The organism is Pseudomonas sp. GW821-FHT07B01, from assembly GCF_059419065.1.
In genome coordinates, this window is the sequence record NZ_JBWKRA010000015.1 from 94,752 (window position 1) to 120,146 (window position 25,395).

Below are 25,395 nucleotides of genomic sequence, written 5' to 3' on the forward strand. Positions count from 1 at the left end.
TCAACGCCCAGTTGCAACGAGAATTTGAAATGGATGTTCGCCAATTTGCCTTCCTGGTTCGCCAGCCTTCTGCTGCCCTGAAAAGCCGTGACGCGTTCCTCGGCCTGCCCAAACGTGGTGTGGCGCTGATCCTGGCCAACGCGCTGTTCTGGCAACCGCTGCTGGCCCAGGCCGAAGGCATTGTGGTCAGCGCGCCGGGCACCACGGTCGGCCAGGCGGGCAATGGCGTGCCGGTGGTAAACATCGCCGCCCCCAATGGCAGTGGCCTGTCCCACAACCAGTTCAAGGACTACAACGTCGGCGCCAACGGCGTGATTCTCAACAACGCCACCGACCGTACCCAATCGACGCAACTGGGCGGCATCATCCTCGGCAACCCGAACCTGCAAGGCCGCGCCGCCAACGTCATCCTCAACGAAGTCAACGGCGGCAGCCCCAGCCAACTGCGGGGCTACACCGAAGTGGCGGGGCAGTCGGCCAAGGTCATCGTCGCCAACCCCTACGGCATCACCTGCAGCGGCTGCGGCTTTATCAACACCCCCAACGTTACCCTGACCACTGGCAAACCGATACTCGACGCAAGCGGCCAACTGCAGCGTTACCAGGTCGATGGCGGCGCCGTGACCATCGACGGCCAGGGCTTGAACGCCGATAACGTCGACCGCTTCGAAATCATCACCCGCTCGGCCAGGATTAATGCACAGATCAATGCGCGCAACTTGAGTGTGGTTGCCGGGCGCAATGACGTCGATGCTAAAAGCCTGCAAGCCACTGCCCGGGCCGACGACGGCGGCGCTAAGCCCGAGCTCGCGATTGATTCGACGGCGTTGGGTGGGATGTATGCCGGGGCGATCAAACTGGTGGGCACCGAGGCCGGGGTGGGCGTGAAGCTCGACGGTACGTTAATGGCCAGTGGCGGTGATATTCAGCTCGATGCCAATGGACGACTGAGTTTGGCTAATGCCAAAGCCAGCGAAGCGGTGGTGATCAAGGCCGGTCAATTGGACGCTGCGGGTGCGGTGTATGCCGGCACGCGAGTCGATGTACAAACCTCTACAGGCCTGAGCAACCAGAAAAGCCTGGCGGCCCGCGACAGCATCACCGTGACCAGCGGTGGGGCGCTGGTCAACAGCGGCATCATCGAAGCCGGTGTCAACGCCGATGAAAGCCGCAATGCTGGTGGCGATGTCAGTCTGCGCGCGGCAAACCTGAGCAATAGCGGCAGCGTGGTTGCCAGCCGAACCCTTACCGCCACGGCCAACCAAACCTTGAACAATCAAGGCGGCACTCTGAGCGGTACCACCGCCGTGATTAACGCCGGTCAACTCGACAACCGTGGCGGTCGTGTACTGGGTACGGACTCGCTCAAGGTCACGGCCACCGGTCTGGATAACCGCACCAACGGTCTGCTGCACAGTGAAAACAGCACCGACGTTACGGTGACCGCTGCGCTGGATAACCAGAACGGTCGCGTGATCGGCCTCAAGAACCTGACGCTTAACGCCGGCCAGCTGACTAACGATAACGGCCTGGTCGCCAGCCAGGCGCAGGCCCGTGTAACCGCAGGGCAACTGAGTAACCAGGCGGGTGAAATCTCTGCCAGCCAGACAACCGTGATTGCCACGAACCTGGATAACCGTTCAGGCAAATTGCTGGGCAGCAACCTCAACGTAACCGCCAGCGGTGCCATCGATAACCGCCTGGGGATGTTCTCTGCGACCAGCCTGACAGTACAGGCGGCCAGCCTGGATAACCGCGACAAAGGTTCCATCGCCGCCCAAGGCGTGATGAACCTGACCGTCGCCGGGCTGCTGGACAATCGCAATGAAGGAAACCTTGTCAGCCAGGGGGCTCAACAAATAACCGCAGGGCAGTTGAACAACAGCCAGGGCGGCCTGGTGTCCAGCAAAACCACCCTGGCGTTGCACGGCGACAGCCTGGTCAACCAGGGTGGCCTGGTCATTGCCGACGGCGCGCTGACCCTCACCGGCGGCGATCTGGATAACAGCCAAGCGGGCGTGATCAGCACCAAAGCCGCCGCGCACGTGCAACTGAACCAGTTGAACAACAGCAATGGCGGCAAGTTGGGCAGCGATGGTGCGCTGACCCTCCACGCCAACCAGCTCGAAAACAGCGCCGGTCGCATCAGCGCCAAGGGCGACCTGCAGGCAACCGTCGGTGTGCTCAATCAACAAGCGGGCGAACTCGTCAGCGACGGTGCGCTGAACCTGACCGGCGCGTCCCTGGATAACCGCAACGGCGGCCTTATCGCTGCCACCAACGGCGTGGACCTGCGCAGCCAGACCATCCTCAACCAGCAAGGCGAGATCTCTAGCCAGGCCAAGGTGCTGGTGGTCGCCGATCAACTGAACAACACCACCGGCAAGGTCATTGGCGACAGCGGCTTGACCCTCACGGTGCAACGCCTGCTCAACCAGAGCAAAGGCTTGCTGGCGGGGCGTGAGAGCCTTGTGCTGAACGGTGCCCAGCTGGACAACAGCCAGGGTGGCCGCGTTACTAGCCAAAAAGACCTGACCATTACCCTGACCGGCGATTTGCTCAACCAAGGGCAGGGCACGCTGCTGAGCGAGGGCGGACTGACCGTCAGGGCTGGCACCCTGGATAACAGCCGGGGCGGTATTCTTTCTGCGGCCAATGCGCTGTCGATCACCACTCAGGGCCAACTGAACAATCAGGCTGGCAAGCTGCTGGCTGATGGCATCGCCACGCTGGCCAGCACGGCGCTGAACAACAGCCAGGGCGGCGTGATCAGCGCCAAGCAACAGGTGGACGTGCGCAGCGCCGGCCTGGACAACAGCCAGCGCGGCAGCATCAGCAGTGACGCTGGCATCACCCTCAACACAGGGCGACTGGACAACAGCCAACAAGGTTCGATCTTCGCCAAGTCCACGGTCAAGGCAACCCTGACCGGGCTGGACCAACATGATCGTGGCGAACTGATCAGCAATACCAGCATCGACCTGGACTTGAGCCATGGGCAACTGATCAACCGTGACCACGGCCTGATCGCGACACCGGGCCAACTGCTGCTGAACAACCTGGGCACCGTCGACAACAGTCAGGGCGGTGAAATCTCCAGCACCCAATCATTCCTGTTGATGGCCGATGCGCTGAATAACCGCGGCGGCAAAGTCATCAGTGGCGACAGCCTGCAGGTACGTATCGCCAAGGCGCTGGATAACAGCGTGGAAGGTGTACTGTCCGCCAGGAGCGTTCTGCAGGTGGCAGCTGACAGCCTGGACAACCAGGCCGGTGGCGCGCTCGCCAGCCGTGGTGCGCTGGACCTGAAGGTTACCGGCGTGCTGGATAACCATAACCAGGGGCAGATATCCGCCGCTACGGTTTTGAATACCACTTCAGGCTCCTTGAACAACAGCGACAAGGGCAGCCTCTCGGCCGGCACGCTACAGACGCTCAACACCGGCGCGCTGGACAATCACCAGGGCGGGCGAATCGTCAGCGATGGTAGCCAGACGGTCACCGCCGCCAATGTGGATAACCGCGCGGGTGTGATCGGCAGTCAACAGGCGTTGAACCTGACCACTGCCAACCTCGATAACACTGCCGGGTTGATCAACAGCCAGGCTGATTTGACCCTGACCGGGCAAACAGTCGACTCAAGCCTGGATGGGGAAATCTCGGCCAAGGGCGACTTGAAACTCATCGTCCAACAGCTGATCCAGCGCCAGGGCCGCTTGATCGGCGAGCGCGCCGTAGCCCTCGACCTGCAAGGCGGCAATCTCGATAACAGCGCAGGCTTGATCAGCGCCAGAGGCCCGCTGACGTTCGCACGCCTGGCCAACCTGACCAACCGCGAACAAGGTGAGATTTCCAGCCAGACGGCGTTCACCGTCGCCGCCAAACGCATCGATAACGGTGATCGTGGGGTCATCCTCAGTGCCGATCAATTGCGTCTTGAAGCAGATGCTGTGGTCAACGCCACCAAGGGCTTGATCTCCGGCTGGAATGGTCTGACGGTGGTCGGCAATAGCCTCGACAACAGCGGCGAAGGCACGTTGTCGAGCAGGAGCGGCGCCCTGCACACCGACCTCACAGGTGTATTGGATAACCACGCAGCGGGTGCTCTGGTCAGCGAAGGCAAACAAACCCTCATCGCGGGCAGCCTGAACAATGATCAAGGAATCATCTCCGGCCAGGCTGATGTCAGCCTCAACGTGGCCGGCCGCCTGGAAAACAGCAACAACGGCTTGATCTCGGCTGCTCAGCGCCTGGACTTCAATAACGCCCAGAGTCAAATTCTCAACCGTGGTGGGCGGATCAACGCCGCCAACATCACCTTTATCGGCGAGAGTCTCGACAACAGTGCTGGCCAACTGATCAGCCAAGGTACTTTGAACGGCACCCTCAGTGGCGCGCTGATCAATGCCAACAATGCGCGCCTGGCCAGTGGCGCAGCCCTGTTGCTGAAAGCCGCCAGACTGGACAACCGAGGCGGCCAACTGGTCAGCCAGGATCGCCTTGACCTGACCCTCGCCAATGGCGACCTGGATAACAGCGCCAAAGGCACGCTTGCCAGCCAGAAAGACCTAATGATCAAGCTGTTGGCCGGTGACGTTCAAAACCAGCAAGACGGCCTGATGTTCAGCCAGAAGGGCAAGCTCGACCTTACCGCTCGCGCCCTCACCAACTATCAAGGCACGCTGCAAAGCCAGACCGATAATCGCCTGCGCCTCAGTGGCGCCCTGAACAACCAGGGCGGCCGCGTCGACAGCCTCAGTGGCAACCTGGACCTGCAAACGGCCAGCGTCGCCAATACCGCAGGTGGCATCCTCAACAGCAGCAAAGGCTGGATCAAGCTGGTCACTGGGCTGTTCAACAACGGCAGCGGCATCACCCAGGCGCAGTCGTTGAACATCGAAGCCAAAGGCGGCCTGCTCAACCAACTGGGGCATCTGTCGGCCCTTGGCGGTGACAGCCGGATTGTCACCACTACCCTGAATAACCAGGGCGGCGGTGTGTATGCCGACACCTTGCTCAAAGTCACCGCCCAGGACTTCGACAACCAGGGCACAGCGGCCAACAACGGTGGCAAGGTCGGTGCGCGCACCATTGACTTCGGCCTCACCGGCACCCTGAGCAACCGCAATGGCCTGATCGAAAGCGACGACACCCTGAGCCTTGTCGCGCAGACCATCGACAACGTCAGCGGCAACCTGCGCGCCATGGGCCGGGTTGGCACCACTGATATTCGCACCACGGGCCTGTTCGATAACCGCTTCGGCGCGCTGGAAAGCGCCAACGAAACCCTCAACCTGCAAGCGGCCAGCCTGGATAACAACGGCGGGCGTATCGTCCACACTGGCGGCGGTAAATTCGACCTCACGTCCGATCAAGTCACCCGCGCCGGCGGCAGCTTCGTCACCAACGGCCAACTGGACATCAAGGCTGCCAGCTGGGCCAACAGCAGCGTGATCCAGGCCGGGCGCCTGAACCTCGACATCGGCCAATTCACCCAGACCGCCAGCGGGCAATTGCTCGGCGCACAAAGCCTGACCGGCACGGGCGACACCTGGACCAACGACGGCCTGCTGGCCAGTGACGGCACCCTCAAGCTGACCCTCACCGGCGGTTACAGCGGCAACGGACGGGTCAGCAGCCTGGGCGAGATGACCCTCGCGGCGGCCAACATGGACCTGGGCGAGAATGGTCGTATTGCCGGTGGCGCGCTTACTCAAATCACGAGCACCAACGTCTTGAACAACCGTGGTCGCCTGACGTCCGTAGGTGATCTGACGGTCAACGCCGCCACCTTGAACAACTACGGCACCCTGGGCGGCTCCGAAAACGTTCGCCTCAACGCCACCCATCTGCTCAACGAAAAAGGCCTGCTGTTCAGCGGCGAAGAGATGACCCTGCGGGTCAACGACTTCAGTAACCGCTTTGGCGATGTCTACAGCCTGGGCGGCCTCGACATTGCTCGCGATGATGCCAATGGGCGCAGTGCGCTGATCGAAAACGTCTCCGGTACGTTGGAGAGCGACGGCAATATGCGTTTGCTGGCCGATACCCTGAGCAACCGGCGCGACCAGTTCACCACCGAGAAAAGCCTGGTTTCCGCCAGCATCAGTGTGTACGGCAACGACTACTGCAAAGGCAAAGGCTGTGAGCTGAAGTTCAGCGGCGTCGAAACCTATGAGGACGTTATCAAAGGCAGCTCCGCCTCCGCATTCATCAATGCCGGTGGCGACCTGACGGTGGGCAGCCAGACCTTCGATAACCTCTACAGCTCGGTATCGGCCGCTAAAAACATCCTGATCAACACCGACGTGCTGAACAACACCGGCGCTGCCGGCGGTGAACAGCGTAATTTCGGTTACGCCTACTACACACGCAACCGGTCGGCTTACTCGTTGCTGATGAGCGAAGTCGAACAGTTCAACCGCAGCAACGATCCCAACTCAAGTGACTATAAGCCGGGTGCGTACACGTTCGACCAGTTTGTTGAGAAGACGAGGTTCTCGGACACCTTCTTCACGTCACCTATCGACTACACCGTCCCCACCTCTGGCAGCGTGATCGCCCAAGCGGTGATCCAGGCAGCCGGCTCGGTCACCGTTAACGCAACCAAAGAAATCAACAACAGCGTCATCCGCCCGAACGCCACCGACATCGACACCCCGGTGGCCAACCGCAACACCAACTCGGATGTATTTGCCTCTACCGTAAAACCGGCCATCACTGCGCAGCTACCGCCAGACCTGGCCCAACGCCAAGTCAATCCGGTGACCTTGCCGGGCTTCAGCCTGCCAACGGGTGAGAACGGCTTATTCCGCCTCAGCGGCCAGGCCGCGAAGGCCGGTGCAGCGGGTAAAGCGGATACCGCCAAGGGTGACTTCAACGCAAACGGACGTGTCATCACCGCCGCCGACCGCGAGAAAACCCTCGACTACAGCGCCGTGCAAGAGCGCGGCTTCAGCCTCGACGGCCAACCGGCCAGTGGCGCGGTCAACGGCCAAGGCCCGTTGGCCTTGGACAGCCGCGCCCAATCGGTCACCCGCGTACAAGGCCTGCCGGACATCGCTCCGGTAGACAACAGCCACAAATACCTGATCGAAACCAACCCGGCGCTCACCGACCTCAAGCAGTTCATGAGCTCCGACTACCTGCTCGGCAAACTGGGCTACAACCCCGACGCCAGCTGGAAGCGCTTGGGCGACGGCCTGTACGAGCAACGTCTGATCCGCGAAGCCGTTGTGGCCCGTACCGGCCAACGCTACATCAACGGCCTCGCCAGCGACGACGCACTGTTCCGCTACCTGATGGACAACGCCATCTCGTACAAGGACTCGCTCAACCTGCAACTGGGCGTGTCGCTAACTGCCGAGCAAGTCGCGGCACTGACCCACGACATCGTGTGGATGGAAGAAGCCGAGATCAACGGCCAGAAAGTCCTCACCCCCGTGCTCTACCTGGCCCAGGCCAACAACCGCCTGGCCCCCAACGGCGCGCTGATCCAGGGCCAGGACGTCAGCCTGATCAGCGGCGGCGACCTGCGCAACAGCGGCACCTTGCGCGCCACCAACAACCTGAACATGGTGGCCGGCAACATCGACAACAGCGGCCTGATGCAAGCCGGCAACCGCCTGGAAATGCTCGCCACCGACTCGATCCGCAACACCCGTGGCGGCATCATCAATGGACGCGACATCAGCGCCACCGCCGTGATCGGCGACATCATCAACGAGCGCACGGTCACCACCTTCAAACAGGACGGCCAGGGCTACCAACTGCGCAACGACGTGGCCAGCGAAGCCTCCCGTTTCGAAGCCACCGACACGCTCAAACTGAACGCCGGCCGCGACGTGCTCAACCTCGGCAGCAACCTCAAGGCCGGTGGCAACGCCAGCGTAACCGCAGGGCGCGACGTACTGATCGCCAGCCAGACCGAACAGGACGACTACGCCTACCAACGCCGCCGCATCAGCGGCACCGAGCAAACCATCCTGCAACACACCTCCGCCGTGGACGTGGGCGGCAACCTCGCCATCGACGCCCGCCGCGACATCGCCGTGGTCGCCAGCACCGTCAGCTCCGCCAAAGACCTCAGCGTCAAAGCCGGAGAAAATCTGACCCTGGCTGCTGCCGCCAACGAACAACACGACTACTCCAAAGGCAAAAAAGGCGGCACCAAAACCACCACCCAACTGGACGACGTCACCCAACAAAGCGCCGAACTCAAAGCCGGCGGCGACCTGATCGCCATCGCTGGTACAGACCTCACGCTAGTCGCCAGCAAAATCAGCGCGGGCAACGAAGCCTATGTGCACGCTGATAACGAACTGCAAATGCTGGCGGCGCAGGACAGCCACTACTCGCTGTATGACATGAGCAAGAAGGGCAGTTGGGGCAGCAAGAAGACTCAGCGTGATGAAGTGACCGATGTGAAGAATGTCGGGAGTGAGGTCAAGACTGGGGGTGATTTGACGCTGGAGAGTGGTGGGGATCAGAAGTATCAGGCGGCGAAGCTTGAGAGTGGCGGGGATATTGCGATTGTCAGTGGAGGGGCGGTCGAGTTTGAGGCGGTGAAGGATCTGCACGACGAGAGCCACACCAAGAGCAAGGGTGACGCGTTCTGGACAGCATCAAAAGGTAAGGGCAATACCGATGAGACCCTGCGCCAGACGCAGATGCTGGCCGAAGGCAATATTGTGATCAAGGCGGTGGAAGGCCTGAAGATCGACGTGAATCAGGTCGACCAGCAAACCGTCAGCCAATCGATTGATGCGATGGTCAAGGCTGATCCGCAACTGGCTTGGATCAAAGACGCCGAAGCACGCGGGGATGTGGACTGGAGGCAGGTCAAGGAGATTCATGACAGCTTCAAGTACAGCAACTCGGGGTTGGGGCCTGCGTCGCAGATCATTATTGCGATTGTGATGGCTGCATTTGTTGGACCTGCAGCCATGGGGGCAATGACCACCGCAGGGGCTGGTATTGGCGTCGCGGCTGGCACGGGCGCTATTGCCGCAGGTGCTGCGACTAATGCCACGGTGAGTGCGGTTAATAATCGCGGCAACCTCGGCGCGGTATTTAAAGACGTCACTTCGTCTGATGCGATGAAGGGATACGCAGTATCTGGCCTCACAGCAGGTTTCACGGCGGCATATTTTGACGGTTGGACGGGAAGTAAAACGACTCAAGCTTCCGGAAAAATCGACTTACAACTTAATACGCTGAAGGGCGTAGGGCAGTTTGCGGCCAACCAGACGCTACAGAACGGCACCTCGGCCGTGCTTAAAAAAGCGCTGGGGCAGGATGCCGATTTGGGTGATGCGCTCACCAGCGTTTTATTCAACACATTGGCGGCCACCAGCTTTAACGCAGTTGGTGAAATAGGTTTGAAGACGGGCAGTATCGAAAAAGTAGCTACCCACGCGCTCGTTGGTGGATTTATCGCGGAGGTGGCCGGAGGAGATTTTGTTAGCGGGGCTATCGCCGCCGGAGCTAACGAAGCACTGGCAAACCAGCTACGCCGCTTGGCTACCGATATAAGCCCTGAGAAGCGGGACGTCCTTCTAACCACCGCCGCTCAACTGATTGGTGTCGCTGCAGCAGCAGTTGTTGATGGTGGCGCCGACCCGAAAAATCTTCAAGTTGCCGCATGGGCTGCTCAGAATGCCACCAATTACAACAGCTTAAATCATGAAGATGCCGCCGATTTTGTAGCAGATATGAATATCTGCGGGAAAGACGTGACATGCCAGCAGAAAACGTGGAAGGCAGGTAAGTACGACGATATCAGCCTTGGAAATTATGAAGAGGCCATGAAAACCGCTGGCCCGGCGTGGGCAAAGTTTCAGATAACAACGCTCGAAGGTGGTTTGTTTGCGCTTAAATCGCTCAACTGCCAAACAGATGTGTGTTTTAACTACAAGCAGACATTGGAGGCTAGGGCGTATGAGAATCTGGATAAGCTCCATACGTTGGTTAACACCTATGAACCTTATGTTGCAGGCATAGCTGGTGGTGTTGCTGGAGGCGTGCGTCCTAGGCAACCTACGCTTCGAGAGGGTGAGACAGCAGGTGCGCAGGCTGGTAAATCAGAGGCGTACTGGAGTAAGGTTAAAGCGGAAACCGGCGGTGCAAAAGGTGCAGGTACCCTTGCTACTGCGGAGAGAGGGACGTTAACAGAAGCAAATTTTGCTCAAAATAAAATCAAGTCTGATCGTTCCTTTAGTGAGGATGGACAAAAGGTATACTCAGAGCTGGCTGGCACACCGATCAGAACAGTTGATGACTTAGCGGGCGCTTTGAGGGCTGGGACAATTAAGCCGAATCAGCTTCCCGTTGATTATGTAGATATGAATGGGGGTCGCCTTATTTTGAATACGCGAACTTCTACCGCACTTGAGCAGGCAGCTATCCCTCGAAGTGAGTGGTTCGGGCGAAATCAGACAGGTGTTGAGGCTTACCCAGGTAAGACATTCAATGATTTGGCAGCAGATCAGTTAAAAAATAACAAATTGCCGCCGACAGGCGCAGAGCAATTAAAGTCGGTGCGTCCATGAAAATAAGTCAGCCAAAATTAATACTAGATCCATATGAGTGGCTGCCAGGTTATGGTGAGTCAAGAGTATCATTCCGTTCCGTTGGCTCGGACGTGATACTTGATATTGAGTATGAGAAGGAGGTTGTAGTTGATAGCGAAGAGGTTGTACTGAATTTAAGGCGGGAGCTTGCGTTCAAGTCTGTGCGATGCTTTATTCGGGAGCCATTCCCTGGGGGGGCTATTTTTGTGTTTGATGGTGGTCCAAGTGAGTTTCGGCTGGGTAAGTTGACCGAGTTTATAGATTCCGAGTTGGTAAGAAATAACCTGAAAGCCTGGCGTTCCGTATCGAGTCACGAACCGCCAAAGGTGAGGCATTTCAGTATTCAGTTTTTGTCAGAAAATCTTACTTTTCATGTGCTGGCTGTAGATGTGTTTTTATCCAATGAGCTATCGGGTAGTTGATTTTGTATTGAAATAAAATTAACGGGAACCGCTTCAGTTAGCCAAACATTGTTTTCAGCCTGAAAAAGTTTAAATCCCTGTTGGTACATCTTCAGGGATTCAATTTTCAGAACCACTGGTTTACCGTAGCGCTGTCCGACAACTATAGCCGTCAGAAACTCCTGCGATAAATGCACATGGTGGCGTGAACCTGCAATCAATCCTTGCTGAAGAATAGATTCAAGAAAGCGTGTTGCAGTGCCATGGTAGAGGAATTCTGGCGGTTCTTTCTCTATGTGTTGGAGGTTTACGTCTGACGCTGAATGTCCCTGTGCAGCTCGAATACGCTGGCCATCGTCGGAGAGGGTAAAGCGTTTCTTATCACTGCTATTGACTACGGTCTGAATTATTGCTTGGTCAAGTATCCGGCCTTCTTTCGCTGCGCCGATGATCAAAGAGTTGATTTCTGCCCAGCCTTCTGAATCGAGTTGCAATCCGATAGCGTGAGGCTCATGACGCAAGATGTAACTTAGGAACTTGCTTGTTTCGTTTATCTGCTTATTGTTCATGATTTCCTGCATGTTTCTTTGGTTTCAGGGAGGACGGGGTCAGATCACAATTTTTCTAGGGCGATAATGGAGGTTAGACGAATAGTTTGTTTTTTGTGAAATCTCGCTCTTTAATATTTGGCTTTGTTTTCTTGTGTATGGGGACTCTAAACTCAACCAGATAGGGCGGCTATAAGCCGCCCATGTTTATTTATGAGGCTTGCGAACTCAGTTTTCGCCCAATAACATCCATCAAATCACAACCATCACGCAATGGAATAGCTAGTAACAACGCAAAGTCATGAAGCACAACCGCATCGCTGCTGATCTCTTCTCGAAACGCCAGGTTTTCCAGAAATTGAGTCACTGCACGAATACGGTAAGCAGCGGCATCGTAGAGAACATCTAGAGGTGCTTGCGTGTCGATGAGCAGCGCGGGGATGGTTGAATCGTGGCCTGTCAGGGGCATGTATCGGGTCATTTTAAAACTCTCTACTTAAGTGATTAATGCCATCACTCAAACGTCGCCAAACGAGTGGGTGACAGCTGTACGCAGGTTGGCGAACCGGCAGTAGAGAAAACCGGCAGACCCGAAGGTCTCCCGCGCACAGCCGTCATAAGACGACTTTGCAGGCGCGCAAGTGGCTGCAAAAAAGCCATCAGCTTGCGCATTCTCTACCGTCAGGTCGCCAAACCTGAATCGCCATGTGGGCGACTGGCGGACTATAAGCCTGCGGTATGAGACGGTGCAAGGCACCAAACTATCCTTGTAACAACTCTACCTGATCGCCGCGAGAAAACCCTCGACTACACCGCCGTGCAAGAGCGCGGCTTCAACCTCGACGGCCAGCCCGTCAGTGGCGCGGTCAACGGCCAGGGCCCGCTGGCCTTGGACAGCAGCGCCCAATCGGTTACCCGCGTGCAAGGCCTGCCGGACATTACTCCGGTAGATAACAGCCACAAATACCTGATCGAAACCAACCCGGCGCTCACCGACCTCAAGCAATTCATGAGCTCCGACTACCTGCTCGGCAAACTCGGCTACAACCCCGATGCCAGCTGGAAGCGCCTGGGCGACGGCCTGTACGAGCAGCGCCTGATCCGCGAAGCCGTGGTGGCCCGTACCGGCCAGCGCTACATCAACGGCATCGCCAGCGATGACCAACTGTTCCGTTACCTGATGGACAACGCCATCTCCTACAAGCGAAAAAGGGGGCAGATTTATTTGTTTTCCATTTGCTAGGCTGTAATTCTCTAAGGTAGGAGGTTACCTATGCCCAGAGTGGGACGTGTCGTTTTGCCCAACTATCCTCATCATGTTGTACAGCGTGGTCACAACCGCCAGGTGGTCTTTGCTGCCGAGGAGGACTACCAGCGCTACGTGAGAGACCTTCGAGAGCTTAAGGACGCATTTGGCATAAAAATATACGCCTACTGTTTGATGACTAATCATGTCCATTTACTGGTTTCTCCGGGTAACTCGGTTGCAGGGCTAGGGCAGTTAATGAAGGCGCTCGCGGCTCGGGCCACTCGGTATCGAAACAGGTTAGAAGGGCGGACAGGTACATTATGGGAGGGACGGTATAAATCAAGCGTGGTGCAAACGGAGACTTACTTGCTAGCTTGCTGCCGGTACATTGAATTAAATCCGGTTCGTGCATGCATGGTAACTGACGCGGCGGATTATCCATGGTCAAGTTACAGTGCCCGCACAGGGCTGGTGCCTGATAGTGACTGGCTTGATATTGATGCTTGTTTTTCTATATTGGGAGATACAACGCTGAAGCGCCGCGAAAATTATAAGATATTTGTGAAGTATTCCGTTTCGAGTGATGAGACGAAAATTATTCGTGAGGCGTTGCAACGGGGGCAGCTTACCGGAACTGCTCGTTTCATTGAAGAAGTTGAGAGGATTGCAGGCGTTCGTATTGAGCGCCGAGGACAAGGGCGGCCAAGGTTGGATGGTGGTAAATAAATCTGTCCCCTTTTTGGGTCCCCTTTTTGTCTTAGCTTTAGGGTCTACCTTGACAAGGCTACAGGGGCAGTTACTAACTTTCACCCACAGTGAGGAATGATATGAAAGAGCTATTTGGACAGGCATATACTGATTCAGACCCTTACTGGATAGTGAAGGGGTATTTTGATCGGATGTATCACGATGGTAATTTTATAAAATCTCTTGAGCTATTGGTGAAAAGGTGGGGCTTCAGTACGGATGGTGCGTACTGCAATTTTCCTGATTTAAATAGTTTTTTTGAGGAGGAACATTTTGAAGGTGTTGAGTTCGCTTATGGTTATCCGCCAAAAAATGAAGATACAGTTGTTGTAAGTGAAGAAATTTGCTCTAAATACATACGGCTAGCATGTGATAAGTATGTAAGTCTTCATCCGGAAGATACTGTAAAAGTGAGAGAGATTTTGGATCAGCTTTCTTTCTGATTTATTCTGAATAAACAAAAAAAGGGGACAGATTTGAATGGCACTTACTTAACCTTCTTTGGTTGTCCATTTTTCCTGACCTCGGCCCTTGCCGCCGAACGCGATTGCATCAGCATCCGCATCGGGTAAGGTTTGGGTCTTCGTTTTATGGCGCGAGGCTCAATCCGTCCCGGCCGGTTTTCGACACGTTTCCTGGCGATCAACCTAAGTAAAGGAAAAAAGGTGACAGGCTCACAGGGTCTTTTTACGAGCCCCTATTATCCCCAAAAGCGACAATCTTTGTTTATTGAAATCCACTCCCCAATATTCCGGGTTTTTTAATTTTTCCTCGACGTTTATCCCAATTACCCACCCCAATACGCAATTCCCCTCACCCTTTCTTTGCTTAGTATTGTATCCAGTGCCCATCGAGGCCCAACGGGTCACGCTGTTCAAGAAAAGGAGAAGCGACATGACACCTCAGGACCCTTCCAACACTGGCCGACCTCACCTGTTCGCGGCCTCCTGAAATGAACGCGCATACCTCTTTGGCAGCCCTTGCCGGTAACTATCTTCACGGCGACATTGTGCCTGCCCACCGACATGACGAGGGCCAACTGGTCTATGCCATCAACGGTGTGATGCTGGTGTCGGTGCAGCAGGCAACCTGGGTGCTGCCTTCCGGGCATGCCCTGTGGGTGCCACCGGCGATGGAGCATCAGATCCGCATGACCGGCGAGGTGCGTATGCGCACCTTGCTGATCTCGCCGGGGGCGCATGGTCGGTTGGCGCAGGAGTGCGAGGTGATCAGGGTTTCACCGTTGCTGCGCGAGCTGATTGTGGCTGCAGGCGATGAACCTGAAAGCCAGGCGGCGTCGTTGCGTCATGTGCAAATTGTCGAGCTGATTTTCTCGGAGCTTGACCGCGCGCAGCGAGTGCTGGCGCATGTGCCGATTCCGGATGAGCCGAGGCTCAAGGCGCTGTGCGCGGAGTTTATCGATAACCCTTCCCAGGAGTCGAAACTGGAGCGTTGGGCGGTGCAACTCAATATGAGTTCACGCACCCTGGCTCGGCTGTTCCAGAAAGAGCTGGGCATGAGTTATGGCGAGTGGCGCAAGCGCACGCGGTTGCTGCTCAGCATGCAGCGGCTGGCCAGTGGCGCCTCCATTTTGGAGGTGGCTTTGGAGCACGGTTACCAAAGCCCGAGTGCATTTACCGCGATGTTCAAGCGCACCCTGGGATACACCCCGAGTCACTGTCGCCTGGTCTGAATTCACAGCGGTAGCCGTGACTGGCACTTTGGCGAGGGAGCGATGAAGATCCAATGTGGGAGCTGGCTTGCCTGCGAAAGCTTTAGTGCAGTAACCGATGCACCGACTGACACACCCCCTTCGCGGGCAAGCCCGCTCCCACATTTCTGAACGAGTTCGACGCGCGACTCAGAAGCGCCGTCCTACTTTGTCCCAATCGAAACGATGGTTGTCCAGAACTCGGGAGATGCGCACCCCGTTGCGCTTTTACCCTGCGTCTCTACTTGGCTTTCTGGATTTCTTCGATGGGTTCGCCTTCTTTTTTCCCACGGCATGGCCGTCTCTCGTTGCTCGGCGTGGCGGCGGTGGTGTTGGCGGGTTGTTCGTCCTGGGTCGCCCATACGCCGGCACAGCCACATCCGGAACGCATCAATGCCCTGAGCCACCTGCCCCAAGGTGTCTCGGACCAAGCGTTACCTGAGCGCTGGTGGCAGTTGTATAACGATCCGCAACTCGATGCGCTGGTGCAACAGGCGTTGCTGCACAACCGCGACCTGGCGGCGGCCCAGGCCCATGTGCAAGCGATGCTGGCCGGGATCCAGCAGGCCGATGCCGAGCGCTGGCCGTCCACCCAGGCGTCGCTGGGGGCCGCTTATGGCAAGACGGCCGATGACCAGACGCTGGCCAAGGCCACCGATAGCCATGCGCCGTCAGAGTGGGCATTCAACCCAGGCTTCGAGCTGGCTTATCAAGTGGATGTGTGGGGCCAGGTTCAGCGCACCATTGAACGTGCCCAAGTGCAAACCGCAGCGGCGCAGGATGCCGAGGACTTGCTGCGCATCACGGTCGTGGCGCAAACCACTCGCGCCTATGTGAATGCCTGCGCCCTGGGGGCGCGTGCCAAGGTACAGCGCCATTCGTTGGACGTGGTCGGGCATAGCCTGGCGTTGACCGATCGCCAGCGCCAGGCCGGTGTGGTGACAGACCTTGAATACAGCCGCATGCAAGCCCTGCAAGGCGAAACCCAGGCGTTGCTGCCGATGTTGGAGGCGCGTCGACAAGCCGCGCTCTACGAATTGGCCATGCTGACCGGCGTCGCTGAACTGGACCAAGGCTCTGGCGCCGCAACGTGTGAAGTGGTGCCCCAACTCAATGCCGAGTTGCCGGTGGGTGATGGCTGGCAACTATTGGCGCGCCGCCCCGACATACGTCAGGCCGAGCGCGCGTTGCAGGCGGCCACGCTGCAAGTGGATATCGTCCAGGCCGACCTGTACCCCAAGGTGACCTTCGGCGCTTCAGTGTCCTCCTCGGCCAACAAACCCCATGAGCTGGGGGACAGCAGTGCGGTGATGTTCGGCATCGGCCCACTGATTACCTGGCAGTTCCCTAATTGGCAGGCCAACCGCGCGCGGGTCAAGCAGGCACGGGCACTCGAGCAGGTGGAGGTCGCGCAGTTCGAGGCCAGCGTCCTCAAGGCCCTCAAGGAGGTGCGCCAGGCCCTGGCGTTGTACGACGGCGAACGGCAGCGTCATGCGGCCCTGAGCCAGGCGCTGGAGAGCAGCCGCCAGGCCTACACCTTGGCCCAATTCAACTATGACGCGGGGGCCATCGACTTTCTCGACGTACTGGACAGTGAGCGTGAACTGATCCGTTTGCAGGCCGCCCGAGCCGACGCCGATGGCCGGTTACTGCAACGCCAGATCAGCCTGTTCCGTGCCCTTGGCGGTGGTTGGCAGTCTTCAGTTTCCACCCATGCTTACACCACTTTTTCCGGTACCCAGCCATGAATATCGCCGTTGATGAAAAAACTGCTGTCCAGGATGAACAAGTGCCTGCGCGCAACACACGCCACAAAAGACATCTGATCCTGCTGGGTGGCGCCGCGCTGTTAATCGCGGTGACGGTGTTCGGCCTGTACTGGATGACCGTCGGCCGCTATCTGGAGCAGACCGATGATGCGTATGTGCGGGCCGACTGGATCCCCATCAGCCCGAAAGTCTCAGGCTACGTGGCCGAGGTGATGGTAGAGGATGATCAGCCGGTCAAGGCAGGGGATGTGCTGGTACGCATCGAGGACCGTGACTACCAGGCCCGCTTGGCACAAGCCCGCGCAGAACTGGCCGAGACCCAGGCCTCGGTGGCAGCGCAAGAGGCCAACTTGACAGTCACTGACAGCCTGATCGCCCAGCAAAAGGCCGGGGTTGCCCAGGCTGAGGCCCATGCTCGCAGTGTGGCCGCTGAGTTACGCCGCGCAAGCCTCGACCAGCGTCGCTACGAAGGCTTGGTGCGCGAACATGCTGCCAGCGCGCAGCGTCTGGAAACGGCCGCCGCCAGTTACACCCAGGCCAATGCTGCGGTGGAAATTGCCAAGGCGATGCAACGCCAGCAGGAAACCCGCTTGACCGTGGCCATCACCCGCCGTCAACTGGCCCAGGCTTCGCTCCAGCAGCAGATAGCCCGGCGCAGCCAGGCCGAGGCGCAGTTGAACCTGGCGACGCATGCGTTGGAGGACACCTTGATCCGCTCACCCATCGACGGCGTGGTGGGGCAGCGCAAAGTCCGTACCCGCCAATACGTCGCGCCAGGGTTGCCACTGCTGGCGGTGGTGCCTTTGCAGCAGGCTTACGTCGTGGCCAACTACAAAGAAACCCAATTGCGCGATATGCGTGCCGGCCAACCGGTGTATATCAGCGTCGACAGTTATTCGGGACGCAAGCTCAAAGGCCATGTGGTGAGCTTCTCGCCAGGCTCCGGGGCGGTGTTCGCACTTTTGCCGTCGGACAACGCTACCGGCAACTTCACCAAGATCGTGCAACGCTTTCCAGTCAAGATCGTCATTGATGAGCATGACGAAGGCGGGCCCATCCTGCCGGGCATGTCGGTGATCACCACGGTGGACACCCGCCCAGCTGAGCAGGGCGCTGCACATGACTGAAGCGGCTGAAAAGAGCGTCTCCTTTCGCGCCTGGGTGGCGGTGATCGGTGGGCTGTTCGGTTGTTTCATGGCTGGCATGAACGTGCACGTGACCAGCGCCGCTTTGCCGGAGATCGAAGGCTCCCTGGGGGCGACGTTCGAGGAAGGCTCGTGGATCTCCACCGCCTACCTGGTCGCAGAAATCGTGATGATTCCGCTGACGGCGTGGCTGGTGCAGGTGTTCTCCCTGCGGCGAGTGATGCTCGTGGGCTCGTTTGTGTTTTTGGTGGCGTCCATTGCCTGCTCCTGGGCGCCCAACCTGGAAGTGATGATCATCATTCGGGTAATCCAGGGCGCTGCCGGCGCAGTGCTGATTCCTTTGTCATTCCAGCTGATCATCACTGAACTGCCGCCCAGCAAGATCGCGATGGGCATGGCCTTGTTCGCGCTGTCCAACAGCGTCGCCCAGGCCGCCGGGCCGTCCATTGGCGGCTGGCTGACCGATGCCTATTCCTGGCGCTGGATCTTCTACCTGCAACTGGCTCCCGGCATTCTCTTGCTGTTGGCGGTGGCATGGTCCATCGATGCCAAGCCCATGCAGTTGAGCCTGCTCAAGCGCGGCGACTGGGGCGGGATCATCGCCATGATCGTCGGCCTGGGTGGCTTGCAGATCGTGCTGGAAGAAGGTGGCCGCAAGGACTGGTTCGGCTCCGATTTCATTGTGTGGATGTCACTGATTGCCGGCGCTGCCTTGGTGTACTTCGTGCTGTCGCAGTTGTATGGCAGTCGCTCCTTCATCAACCTGCGCCTGCTCAAGAGCTACAACTTCGGCGTGGCCAGCGCAGCGATGTTCATCTTTGGCGCGGCCACCTTCGGCCTGGTGTTCCTGGTGCCCAATTACCTGTCTCAGTTGCAGGGTTACAACGCTCGGGAGATTGGCATCAGCCTGATTGCCTACGGCATGGTGCAACTGGTTCTGGCGCCGTTCATGCCGCGTCTGATGAAGTGGCTCAACCCGAAACTGATGGTCGCCAGTGGCTTTTTCATCATGGCCCTGGGGTGCTACCTCGGCGCGCACCTGGACGTGGACAGCGCCGCCAACGTGATTATTCCGTCCACCGTGGTCCGGGGCATCGGGCAGCCGCTGATCATGGTGGCGCTTTCCGTGCTGGCGGTGTCTGGCCTGGCCAAAGATGAAGCCGGCTCGGCCTCGGCCTTGTTCTCCATGCTGCGCAATCTGGGTGGTGCCGTGGGCACTGCGGGCTTGACGCAGATCGTGGCCATGCGCGAACGCTTTCACTCTGAGCGGGTAGGGGAGTCGATCACCCTGTTTTCCCCGTCCTTTCAGGAGCGCCTGCGCGCCAGCATGGCCGACAGCGAGGCTTTTATCTTCAACCAGCTATTACCTGCTCAACAGCAGGTGATCGACGGCTTGATCCACACCGTGCGGCGCGAGGCGTACCTGATGGCCTACAGCGACGCGTTCTATGTGTCCTGTATCGCGCTGATCGTGTGCGGGGTAGCTGCCTTGGCATTACGGCAGGCGGCCAAGAGCGGATAACCACGCCAGGCAGGTGTTGAATGTATACAGCCCACTGCGTTTGGTAGGCGCTCACCATGCGCTCCCCGGAAAAAAGGAGCTCTCTTATGCGACAACCCGATACCCTGGTCCGTCATCCAATCGGCAACCCTGTCGTCGCCCGCGTCAGCGTGAAGGCCGATGCTCGCAGTGTGTGGAATGTGGTCGGAGATTTCGCCGGTTTCGCGAAGTTTATTCCGGCCTTGTCCCATATCGAGATGACCGGCGAGGGCGTGCGTTCGGTACGCAAGAAAGTGTTCAAGGACGGCAATGTGGTGATCGAGCAACTCAACAGCCATGACGACCAAACCATGACCATGACCTGGTCGCTGATCTACACCTCGCTGAACATCGGCAATCTGTGGGCGCTGATGGAGGTGGTGCCAAAGGGCCCGAACCAGAGCCTGGTGACCTGGACCATCATTGGCCAGCCGTACACGGGCGGCAAGGAAGACGTACCGGCGTTCGAAGCTTTCCTGCAAGGCTTTGCCGATGACGCGATGAAGAACGTACAGGCACTCTTCAACTGACATAGGAAGAGCAGGCAGTGGCTGATTCCGTGGCGAGGGAGCTTGCTCCCGTTGGAGCGCGAAGCGACCCTGAGAATAGGACTGCTGCGCAGTCCAGCGGGAGCAAGCTCCCTCGCCACAGAAGCATTCTGCTGTCTTAAGCGTTAATTGATGGCCTGATCAATTCCCGCCTGCAAGGCCTGGCTCTCACTGTGCCCACCCGCGCGTAGCGGGCCCAGGTTGAAGGCTTGGTCATTGCGCGTGGCGTCGTCGTGTTTCTGGGTCAGTTCATCCTTGGCACCCAGGGCCAGGTTGACCGGTGACTTCGAAACGTTCAGCCCGACATCGGCGCGGTAGTCGCTGCCGGCCAGTGTGGTTGCCGTCACCTTGGAGCCACCGAGCTCAACCTTGCCATTGGGCGCACTGATCCGCGCGCCCGTAAGCTGGGTATCACCCTTGACCTGCAGGTTGACGCCTTGGCTTGCGCGAATGCCCGACGCCTGGGTGACGCTGTCCTTGGCCACATGGCTGACATCCAGATACAGAGTCGGGGTGTAGCTGGTGTTGCCGCTCTTGTCGCCGAACAACACGCTTTCGGCGGTATTGGCCACCTTGCTGCCGGTGGTGTCTTTGCCACTGACGTTGTAGCTGTCGCTGGTTTTTGGCCAGACCTTATCCTTGAAGCCAGACAGGCGCGTGCCCAGGGCATCGGTCTTATCTGCCAGGTAAGCCTTGGCCTTGTCCACACGAGTGCCGAAGGCGCCACGGGGTTGCGGGTTCACGTCGTAGCTGCCACTGCGGGTGAGTTTTTCGCCCAAGCGTTCCTTGGCATTGACCACGCTGTTGACCACGCTGTCCTTGGCCGAAGCCAGGTGCCCGGTGCCTTTGTCGACGACGTTCTCCAGCTTGTCGCGATGCTTGTCGAACGCGCCTTCAGCCTTGGCTTGTACCTTGCCCTTCAATGGGCCGCTGGCTTTGGCCAGCTTATCCACCACCCCCGGCTGGTTTTTCTCGACATCCAGCCTGGCGTCGACATTCACCTGGGTGCTGTTGACCTGGTCCTTGCGGCTTTCGACGACGAGGTCGCCGCCCACAGTGCCATGCACCTTGTCGGCGTCGATACGCGCTCCGGCCAGATGGGTATCGCCGGCACTGTTGAGGGTGACGTCACCCGCCGTGATCAGGCTGTTGTGCTGGGTGGTACCTTGCAAGTGATCCACATCGACCTTGGCCCGCGCATTGATGCCGCGCTGGGTCTTGGGTGTCTCATGTTCACCGGCGTCGGCCAAGGTGGTTTTGCCGACGCTGCCCCCTGCGCCCAGGGTGACGCCCCAGTTGCCATGGGCCTGGGTCGATTGCGCAGACTCTTGCAGGATGCCGCCGTTTTGCGCATCCAGGCTAACGCTGGCTGCGCTGACCTGAGTGCCCTGCAAGTGGATGGCATCGGTTGCCTCAGCGCCACTGGCGAGGCTGACCTTGCCGCTGCTGTGCAATTGCCCGACGACGGCGCTCTGGTCATTTTCCGCCACTTTGCCAATATTGAAATTGGCGCTGAGGCTGCCGGTCTTGCTGCTGCTTTCGGCGCTGCTGGTCTTGCCGGCACCGAGGGTCAGGCCGCCGCCCAGGTTGCTGCCGTTGCTGACGTGGCTATCGGTGGCAGCTTGCAGGTTTAGCTTGCCGCCGGCATTGAGGCTGATATCGCCAGCCTTCGCGCCGGTGCTGCCGATCTGCGTGCCTTGCAGGGTCATGTCAGCGCCGCTGTTGAGCTGGACGGGGCCGCTGCCCTTGATGGTTGCGACCTGGGCCTGGCTGTCCTGGGTGTCCAGGCGCTTGTTATCCAACTGCACGCCGGCACCGAGGTTGACGTTGCTGCCATTGGCGCCGGGTGCGGTGCCCACCGTCAGTGAGCCGTTGCCGCGCAGCGTGCTGCTGTTTTTACTCTGGGTGTTGGTGGCCTGGTTGAGCGCCAGCTCACCGCCGGTCTTGAGGTTGACCCCGGCCTGGCCGCCGTCGAACTGGCTGCCTTCATAACGGGCATCGCCCTTGGCTTCGATGCTCACGCCTTGGCTGGCCACATAGCTGCCGACCACCGCCGTGCTGCTGGACTCGCGCACATCGCTGCTGCCGCCCAGGCCACTGCCGCGCACATTCAGGTCTTCACCGGTGGTGGTATAGACCCGCACGCCAGCCTTGGCGTCCACGCCTTGCTCGCTGCTGCTGTGGGTGTTGGCCGCTGCGGTAGCAACCTGCTCGCCCGCCTTGATGTTCAGCCCGCCCTCGGTGGCGCGGTACTGGGTGCCCTCGTCCTGCAAGGTGCCGGCCGCATTGACCTGCACCGTGGCGCCACTGAACTGGCTGACCACGGCGGTGCTGTCCTTCGTTGTGCCGGTTTTGTTCGTGTGCCCGACTTCCACGTCCAGGCCGACATTGGGTTGCTCGAACGCGTCCAGCAAACCGGGCTGATGGAACTTGGCCTGGGCCACGCCCTCGACGGCTTTTTCGATCGGGCGGGTAATGCCTTTGTATTCCACATTGGCGCCAACATCGGCGGTCCAGCCGTTTTCCTTGTGGGTGCTGGTCTCGGTGGAATGGGCAGCCTGGTTGTCGATCTGACCCGCGTTGACCTGCAGTTCGGCGCCGGCCTTGGCCTGTGCACCCTCGCTGGTGAAGGTGTTGCCAGCGTTGATGGTCAGCTTGCCGGTCGCGGCCACGGTGCTGGTTTGCGCGGTGGTTTTTTCAGTGGTGTCTTGGCTGCTTTGGTGGCTGAACTGAGCGCCACTGCCTGCCCGATCAATGCCGCCGGTGTAGTAGAAACTGCCGCCGGTGGCGGTTTTGTCGACGGCTTCGGTGCGCTTGTCGTGGGCGGCCAACAGCTCGACGTTTTTGCCGCTCAGGCTCGCATCGCCTTCGGTGGCCTGGAGGTTGGACCCGGTGATGCTGACATCGCCTGCGGCGTTAACCGCCACACTGGCGCCTTTAAGGCTGGAAGCCTGTTGTTGCGCGGTGTCGGTCTGGCGGGTTTGCTGCTGGTCTTCATAACTCAGGCCCGCACGGTACTGGCGGCTGACACCCTCGGTTTCCTTGGCGTAGCCATCGAAGCCACGGCTATGGGTGCGAGTGGTGTCGTGGGTGGTGTTCTCGGCGGCAACGACCTTGATATCGCCCTTGGCATCCGCTTGCAGTTCACCCGCGGCGGACACCTGGGAGCCACTGACGGTGATGTCCTTGGCACTTTGCAGCTTGAGGTTGCTGTCCGAGCGCAGGTTGCTGGCAACCACGGTGCTGTCCTTGAGGTTCTTGCGGCTTTCATCCTTGGAGATACCGAAGAACTTGCTGTCATTGCTGTAGCGGTTGTCGTGGGAGGTGTCCTGGACGCCGTCGATCACCAGCGAGCCTTTGTCGCTGATGACACTGGCCTGTTTGCCGCCACGGGCCTGGCTGCCGCTGATGCGCACGTCGTCGGCCTTGACGATCAGCTTGCCGTCGGCGTTGACCTTGCTACCAGTGTTCGACGTCTTGCCCTGGTTACCGTCGCCTTGCTTGCCGAAGAAGCTGCCACCGGTGAGGTCGCCGGAGTAGGCATTGTCGCGGCTGCTCTGGGTACGGCTGGCGCTGGCGATTTCCACGTGCCGGGCGGCCAGTTGAATATCGCCGGGGGTTTTCAGCTCGGCGCCTTGCAATTGCAGCTTCTGTTGGCTGGTCAACTCCAGTGTCTTTCCGGCCTTGAGGCTGCTGGTGATGCTGCGTTGTTCGCTGCTGGATTTATCCCAGTTGGCTTTCCACAGGTGCTTGCGATGGTTGCCCTGGTCGCGGGTTTCATGGGTTTCGGTGGCGGCGTTAACGTGCAGGTCGGCACCGCTGTCGACGCGCAGAGTGTTGCCCGCTTCCACATGGCTGGCTTTGATCTCGGTGTTGGCACCGGAAGACAGCGCCGCATCCTGTTGCGCCACAACCTTGTTGCCGTGCTGGCGCGAGTCTTTGTCGCTGGTGGTGCGGTCGTAGGTTTCGTAGGTGAACAGAAAGTTGCTGTTGTCCCACTGTTCACGCTTTTCCTGGAGCTTGCGGCTTTCCAGGCTGCTGAGGGTCAGGTTGCGGCTGGCGTCGAGTTTGACGTTGCGCCCGCTCACGTCGGTGGCGGCCAGGTTCAGGTCCTTGGCGCTGTGCAAGTCGATATCGCCCTGGCGGCTGTGCACGCCAGCGCGAGTGGCGTCGAGGCTGTCGGCACGCACTTGGCCGCTGATATCAAGGTCGCCGGCCGAACTGATCTTCACCCCGTCAGTGCCTTGCACCTGCACGCCGCCCACGCGTACACCGGCGCCTTCGGCGGTGCTGATGATGTTGATGCGCCCGGCCTGCATTGCGCCGAACAGGCGCGCGTCGATGCGTTGGTCCTGGGTCTTGCTGGCCGGGTCCACCTGGCGTACCTGCCCGCTGGCGAAATCGACCTGGTTGCGGCCGACGGTGAGGTTCAATTGATCGCGGGCACTGAGGCGACCTTCGCTGTCGATGCGCGGCGCGATCAGGTTGATGGACCCTTCGCGGTTGTGCAGGCCCTGGCCTTGCACTGTCAGTTGGCCGTTGGCATCGCGGGTGCTCAAGGCTTGCAGCTTGCCGTCGTTGAGTTCAGGGCGGCCCACCACCAGGTTGGCATTGGGCGTGTTGATGAAACTGCCGCCATTCACCGAAATGCCGTTAGGGTTGGCCAGCACGTAATCGGCCGCCTGGCCGAAAATCTCCTGGGCGCCGTTGAGGGTCGAGGCGTTGCGGCTGATCACTTCGTTGAGGATCACGCTCGCCGCCTGGCCCTGGAACTGCGGGTTGGCCGCTAGTTGCCCGGCAAGTTGGGACTGGCCAGCCTGCAAGGCGTTGTTCAACACCAGGCCCTGGCGGTCGACGTTGTAATCCAGGAACTGGTTATGGGACAGGCCACCGGCGTTCGGCGCGACGATGTTGACGATGGGTACACCGCCCTGGTTTTGCAGTTGCGGCGTGCCGCCAGGCCCTTCGACGACGGTCAAGCCTGCGGCGAGCGCGAGCTGCGGCAGCAGGAACAGGCTGGCTATGGCCCAGCGCAGTTTGCCCTGGGGTGAAAGGTGGAACCTGTGTGGAGTAGTCGGCATAAATAATCTCGCTCTGTGTTGGCTGATCCACGACGCGCGTTGTTCGTTGCAGCGCTGCTGGGGTGGTCAGGTACGGCAGTGACTC

General features: G+C 59.1%; 11 protein-coding genes and 2 pseudogenes. 9 read left to right on the top strand and 4 right to left on the bottom strand.

The window, feature by feature from the left end:
- Positions 1–29: 29 nt before the first annotated feature.
- Positions 30–10,550, top strand: coding sequence for a two-partner secretion domain-containing protein (locus AC07S6_RS17825; RefSeq protein ID WP_495112704.1), 10,521 nt, complete (start codon positions 30–32; stop codon positions 10,548–10,550).
- Between the two features lie 391 nt (positions 10,551–10,941).
- Here the strand turns inward: AC07S6_RS17825 and AC07S6_RS17830 are convergent, their stop codons facing one another.
- Together AC07S6_RS17830 and AC07S6_RS17835 are read right to left on the bottom strand one after the other, a co-directional pair.
- A complete protein-coding gene (locus tag AC07S6_RS17830) occupies positions 10,942–11,541 on the bottom strand; it encodes an RNA 2'-phosphotransferase (protein WP_194439074.1) in 600 nt (199 codons plus the stop codon).
- A gap of 190 nt (positions 11,542–11,731) precedes the next feature.
- A complete protein-coding gene (locus AC07S6_RS17835; RefSeq protein ID WP_495112705.1) occupies positions 11,732–11,989 on the bottom strand; it encodes a hypothetical protein in 258 nt (85 codons plus the stop codon).
- A 351-nt stretch (positions 11,990–12,340) separates the two neighbouring features.
- On the opposite strand from AC07S6_RS17835, the pseudogene AC07S6_RS17840 reads away from it, so the two are divergent.
- The 3 genes and pseudogenes from AC07S6_RS17840 to cdiI all read left to right on the top strand — a co-directional run.
- Positions 12,341–12,724: pseudogene (locus AC07S6_RS17840) on the top strand (hypothetical protein); the annotation flags it as partial.
- 69 nt (positions 12,725–12,793) lie between these two features.
- Positions 12,794–13,495 (top strand): transposase, encoded by a 702-nt coding sequence (locus AC07S6_RS17845; RefSeq protein WP_495112706.1) that lies wholly within the window; start codon positions 12,794–12,796, stop codon positions 13,493–13,495.
- 101 nt (positions 13,496–13,596) lie between these two features.
- On the top strand, positions 13,597–13,959 hold the full coding sequence (cdiI, locus tag AC07S6_RS17850; RefSeq protein WP_495112707.1) for a ribonuclease toxin immunity protein CdiI: 363 nt from the start codon (positions 13,597–13,599) through the stop codon (positions 13,957–13,959).
- A gap of 44 nt (positions 13,960–14,003) precedes the next feature.
- On the opposite strand, the pseudogene AC07S6_RS17855 reads toward cdiI, so the two are convergent.
- Positions 14,004–14,171: pseudogene (locus AC07S6_RS17855) on the bottom strand (IS4 family transposase); the annotation flags it as partial.
- A 297-nt stretch (positions 14,172–14,468) separates the two neighbouring features.
- On the opposite strand from AC07S6_RS17855, the gene AC07S6_RS17860 reads away from it, so the two are divergent.
- The 5 genes from AC07S6_RS17860 to AC07S6_RS17880 all read left to right on the top strand — a co-directional run bounded on the left by AC07S6_RS17860 (position 14,469) and on the right by AC07S6_RS17880 (position 20,211).
- Complete coding sequence (locus AC07S6_RS17860) at positions 14,469–15,209, top strand: AraC family transcriptional regulator (protein ID WP_495112708.1); 741 nt, start codon at positions 14,469–14,471, stop codon at positions 15,207–15,209.
- A 284-nt stretch (positions 15,210–15,493) separates the two neighbouring features.
- Complete coding sequence (locus tag AC07S6_RS17865) at positions 15,494–16,975, top strand: efflux transporter outer membrane subunit (RefSeq protein ID WP_495112709.1); 1,482 nt, start codon at positions 15,494–15,496, stop codon at positions 16,973–16,975.
- Positions 16,972–18,123: an HlyD family secretion protein gene (locus AC07S6_RS17870; RefSeq protein WP_495112710.1), complete on the top strand. Its 1,152-nt coding sequence runs from the start codon at positions 16,972–16,974 to the stop codon at positions 18,121–18,123. The genes AC07S6_RS17865 and AC07S6_RS17870 overlap by 4 nt, the downstream gene beginning before the upstream one ends.
- Complete coding sequence (locus AC07S6_RS17875; protein WP_495112711.1) at positions 18,116–19,663, top strand: MDR family MFS transporter; 1,548 nt, start codon at positions 18,116–18,118, stop codon at positions 19,661–19,663. The genes AC07S6_RS17870 and AC07S6_RS17875 overlap by 8 nt, the downstream gene beginning before the upstream one ends.
- 86 nt (positions 19,664–19,749) lie before the next feature.
- Positions 19,750–20,211: an SRPBCC family protein gene (locus AC07S6_RS17880; RefSeq protein ID WP_495112712.1), complete on the top strand. Its 462-nt coding sequence runs from the start codon at positions 19,750–19,752 to the stop codon at positions 20,209–20,211.
- A gap of 143 nt (positions 20,212–20,354) precedes the next feature.
- On the opposite strand, the gene AC07S6_RS17885 is transcribed toward AC07S6_RS17880, so the two are convergent.
- Positions 20,355–25,310 (bottom strand): hemagglutinin repeat-containing protein, encoded by a 4,956-nt coding sequence (locus AC07S6_RS17885; RefSeq protein ID WP_495112713.1) that lies wholly within the window; start codon positions 25,308–25,310, stop codon positions 20,355–20,357.
- Between the last annotated feature and the right edge of the window lie 85 nt (positions 25,311–25,395).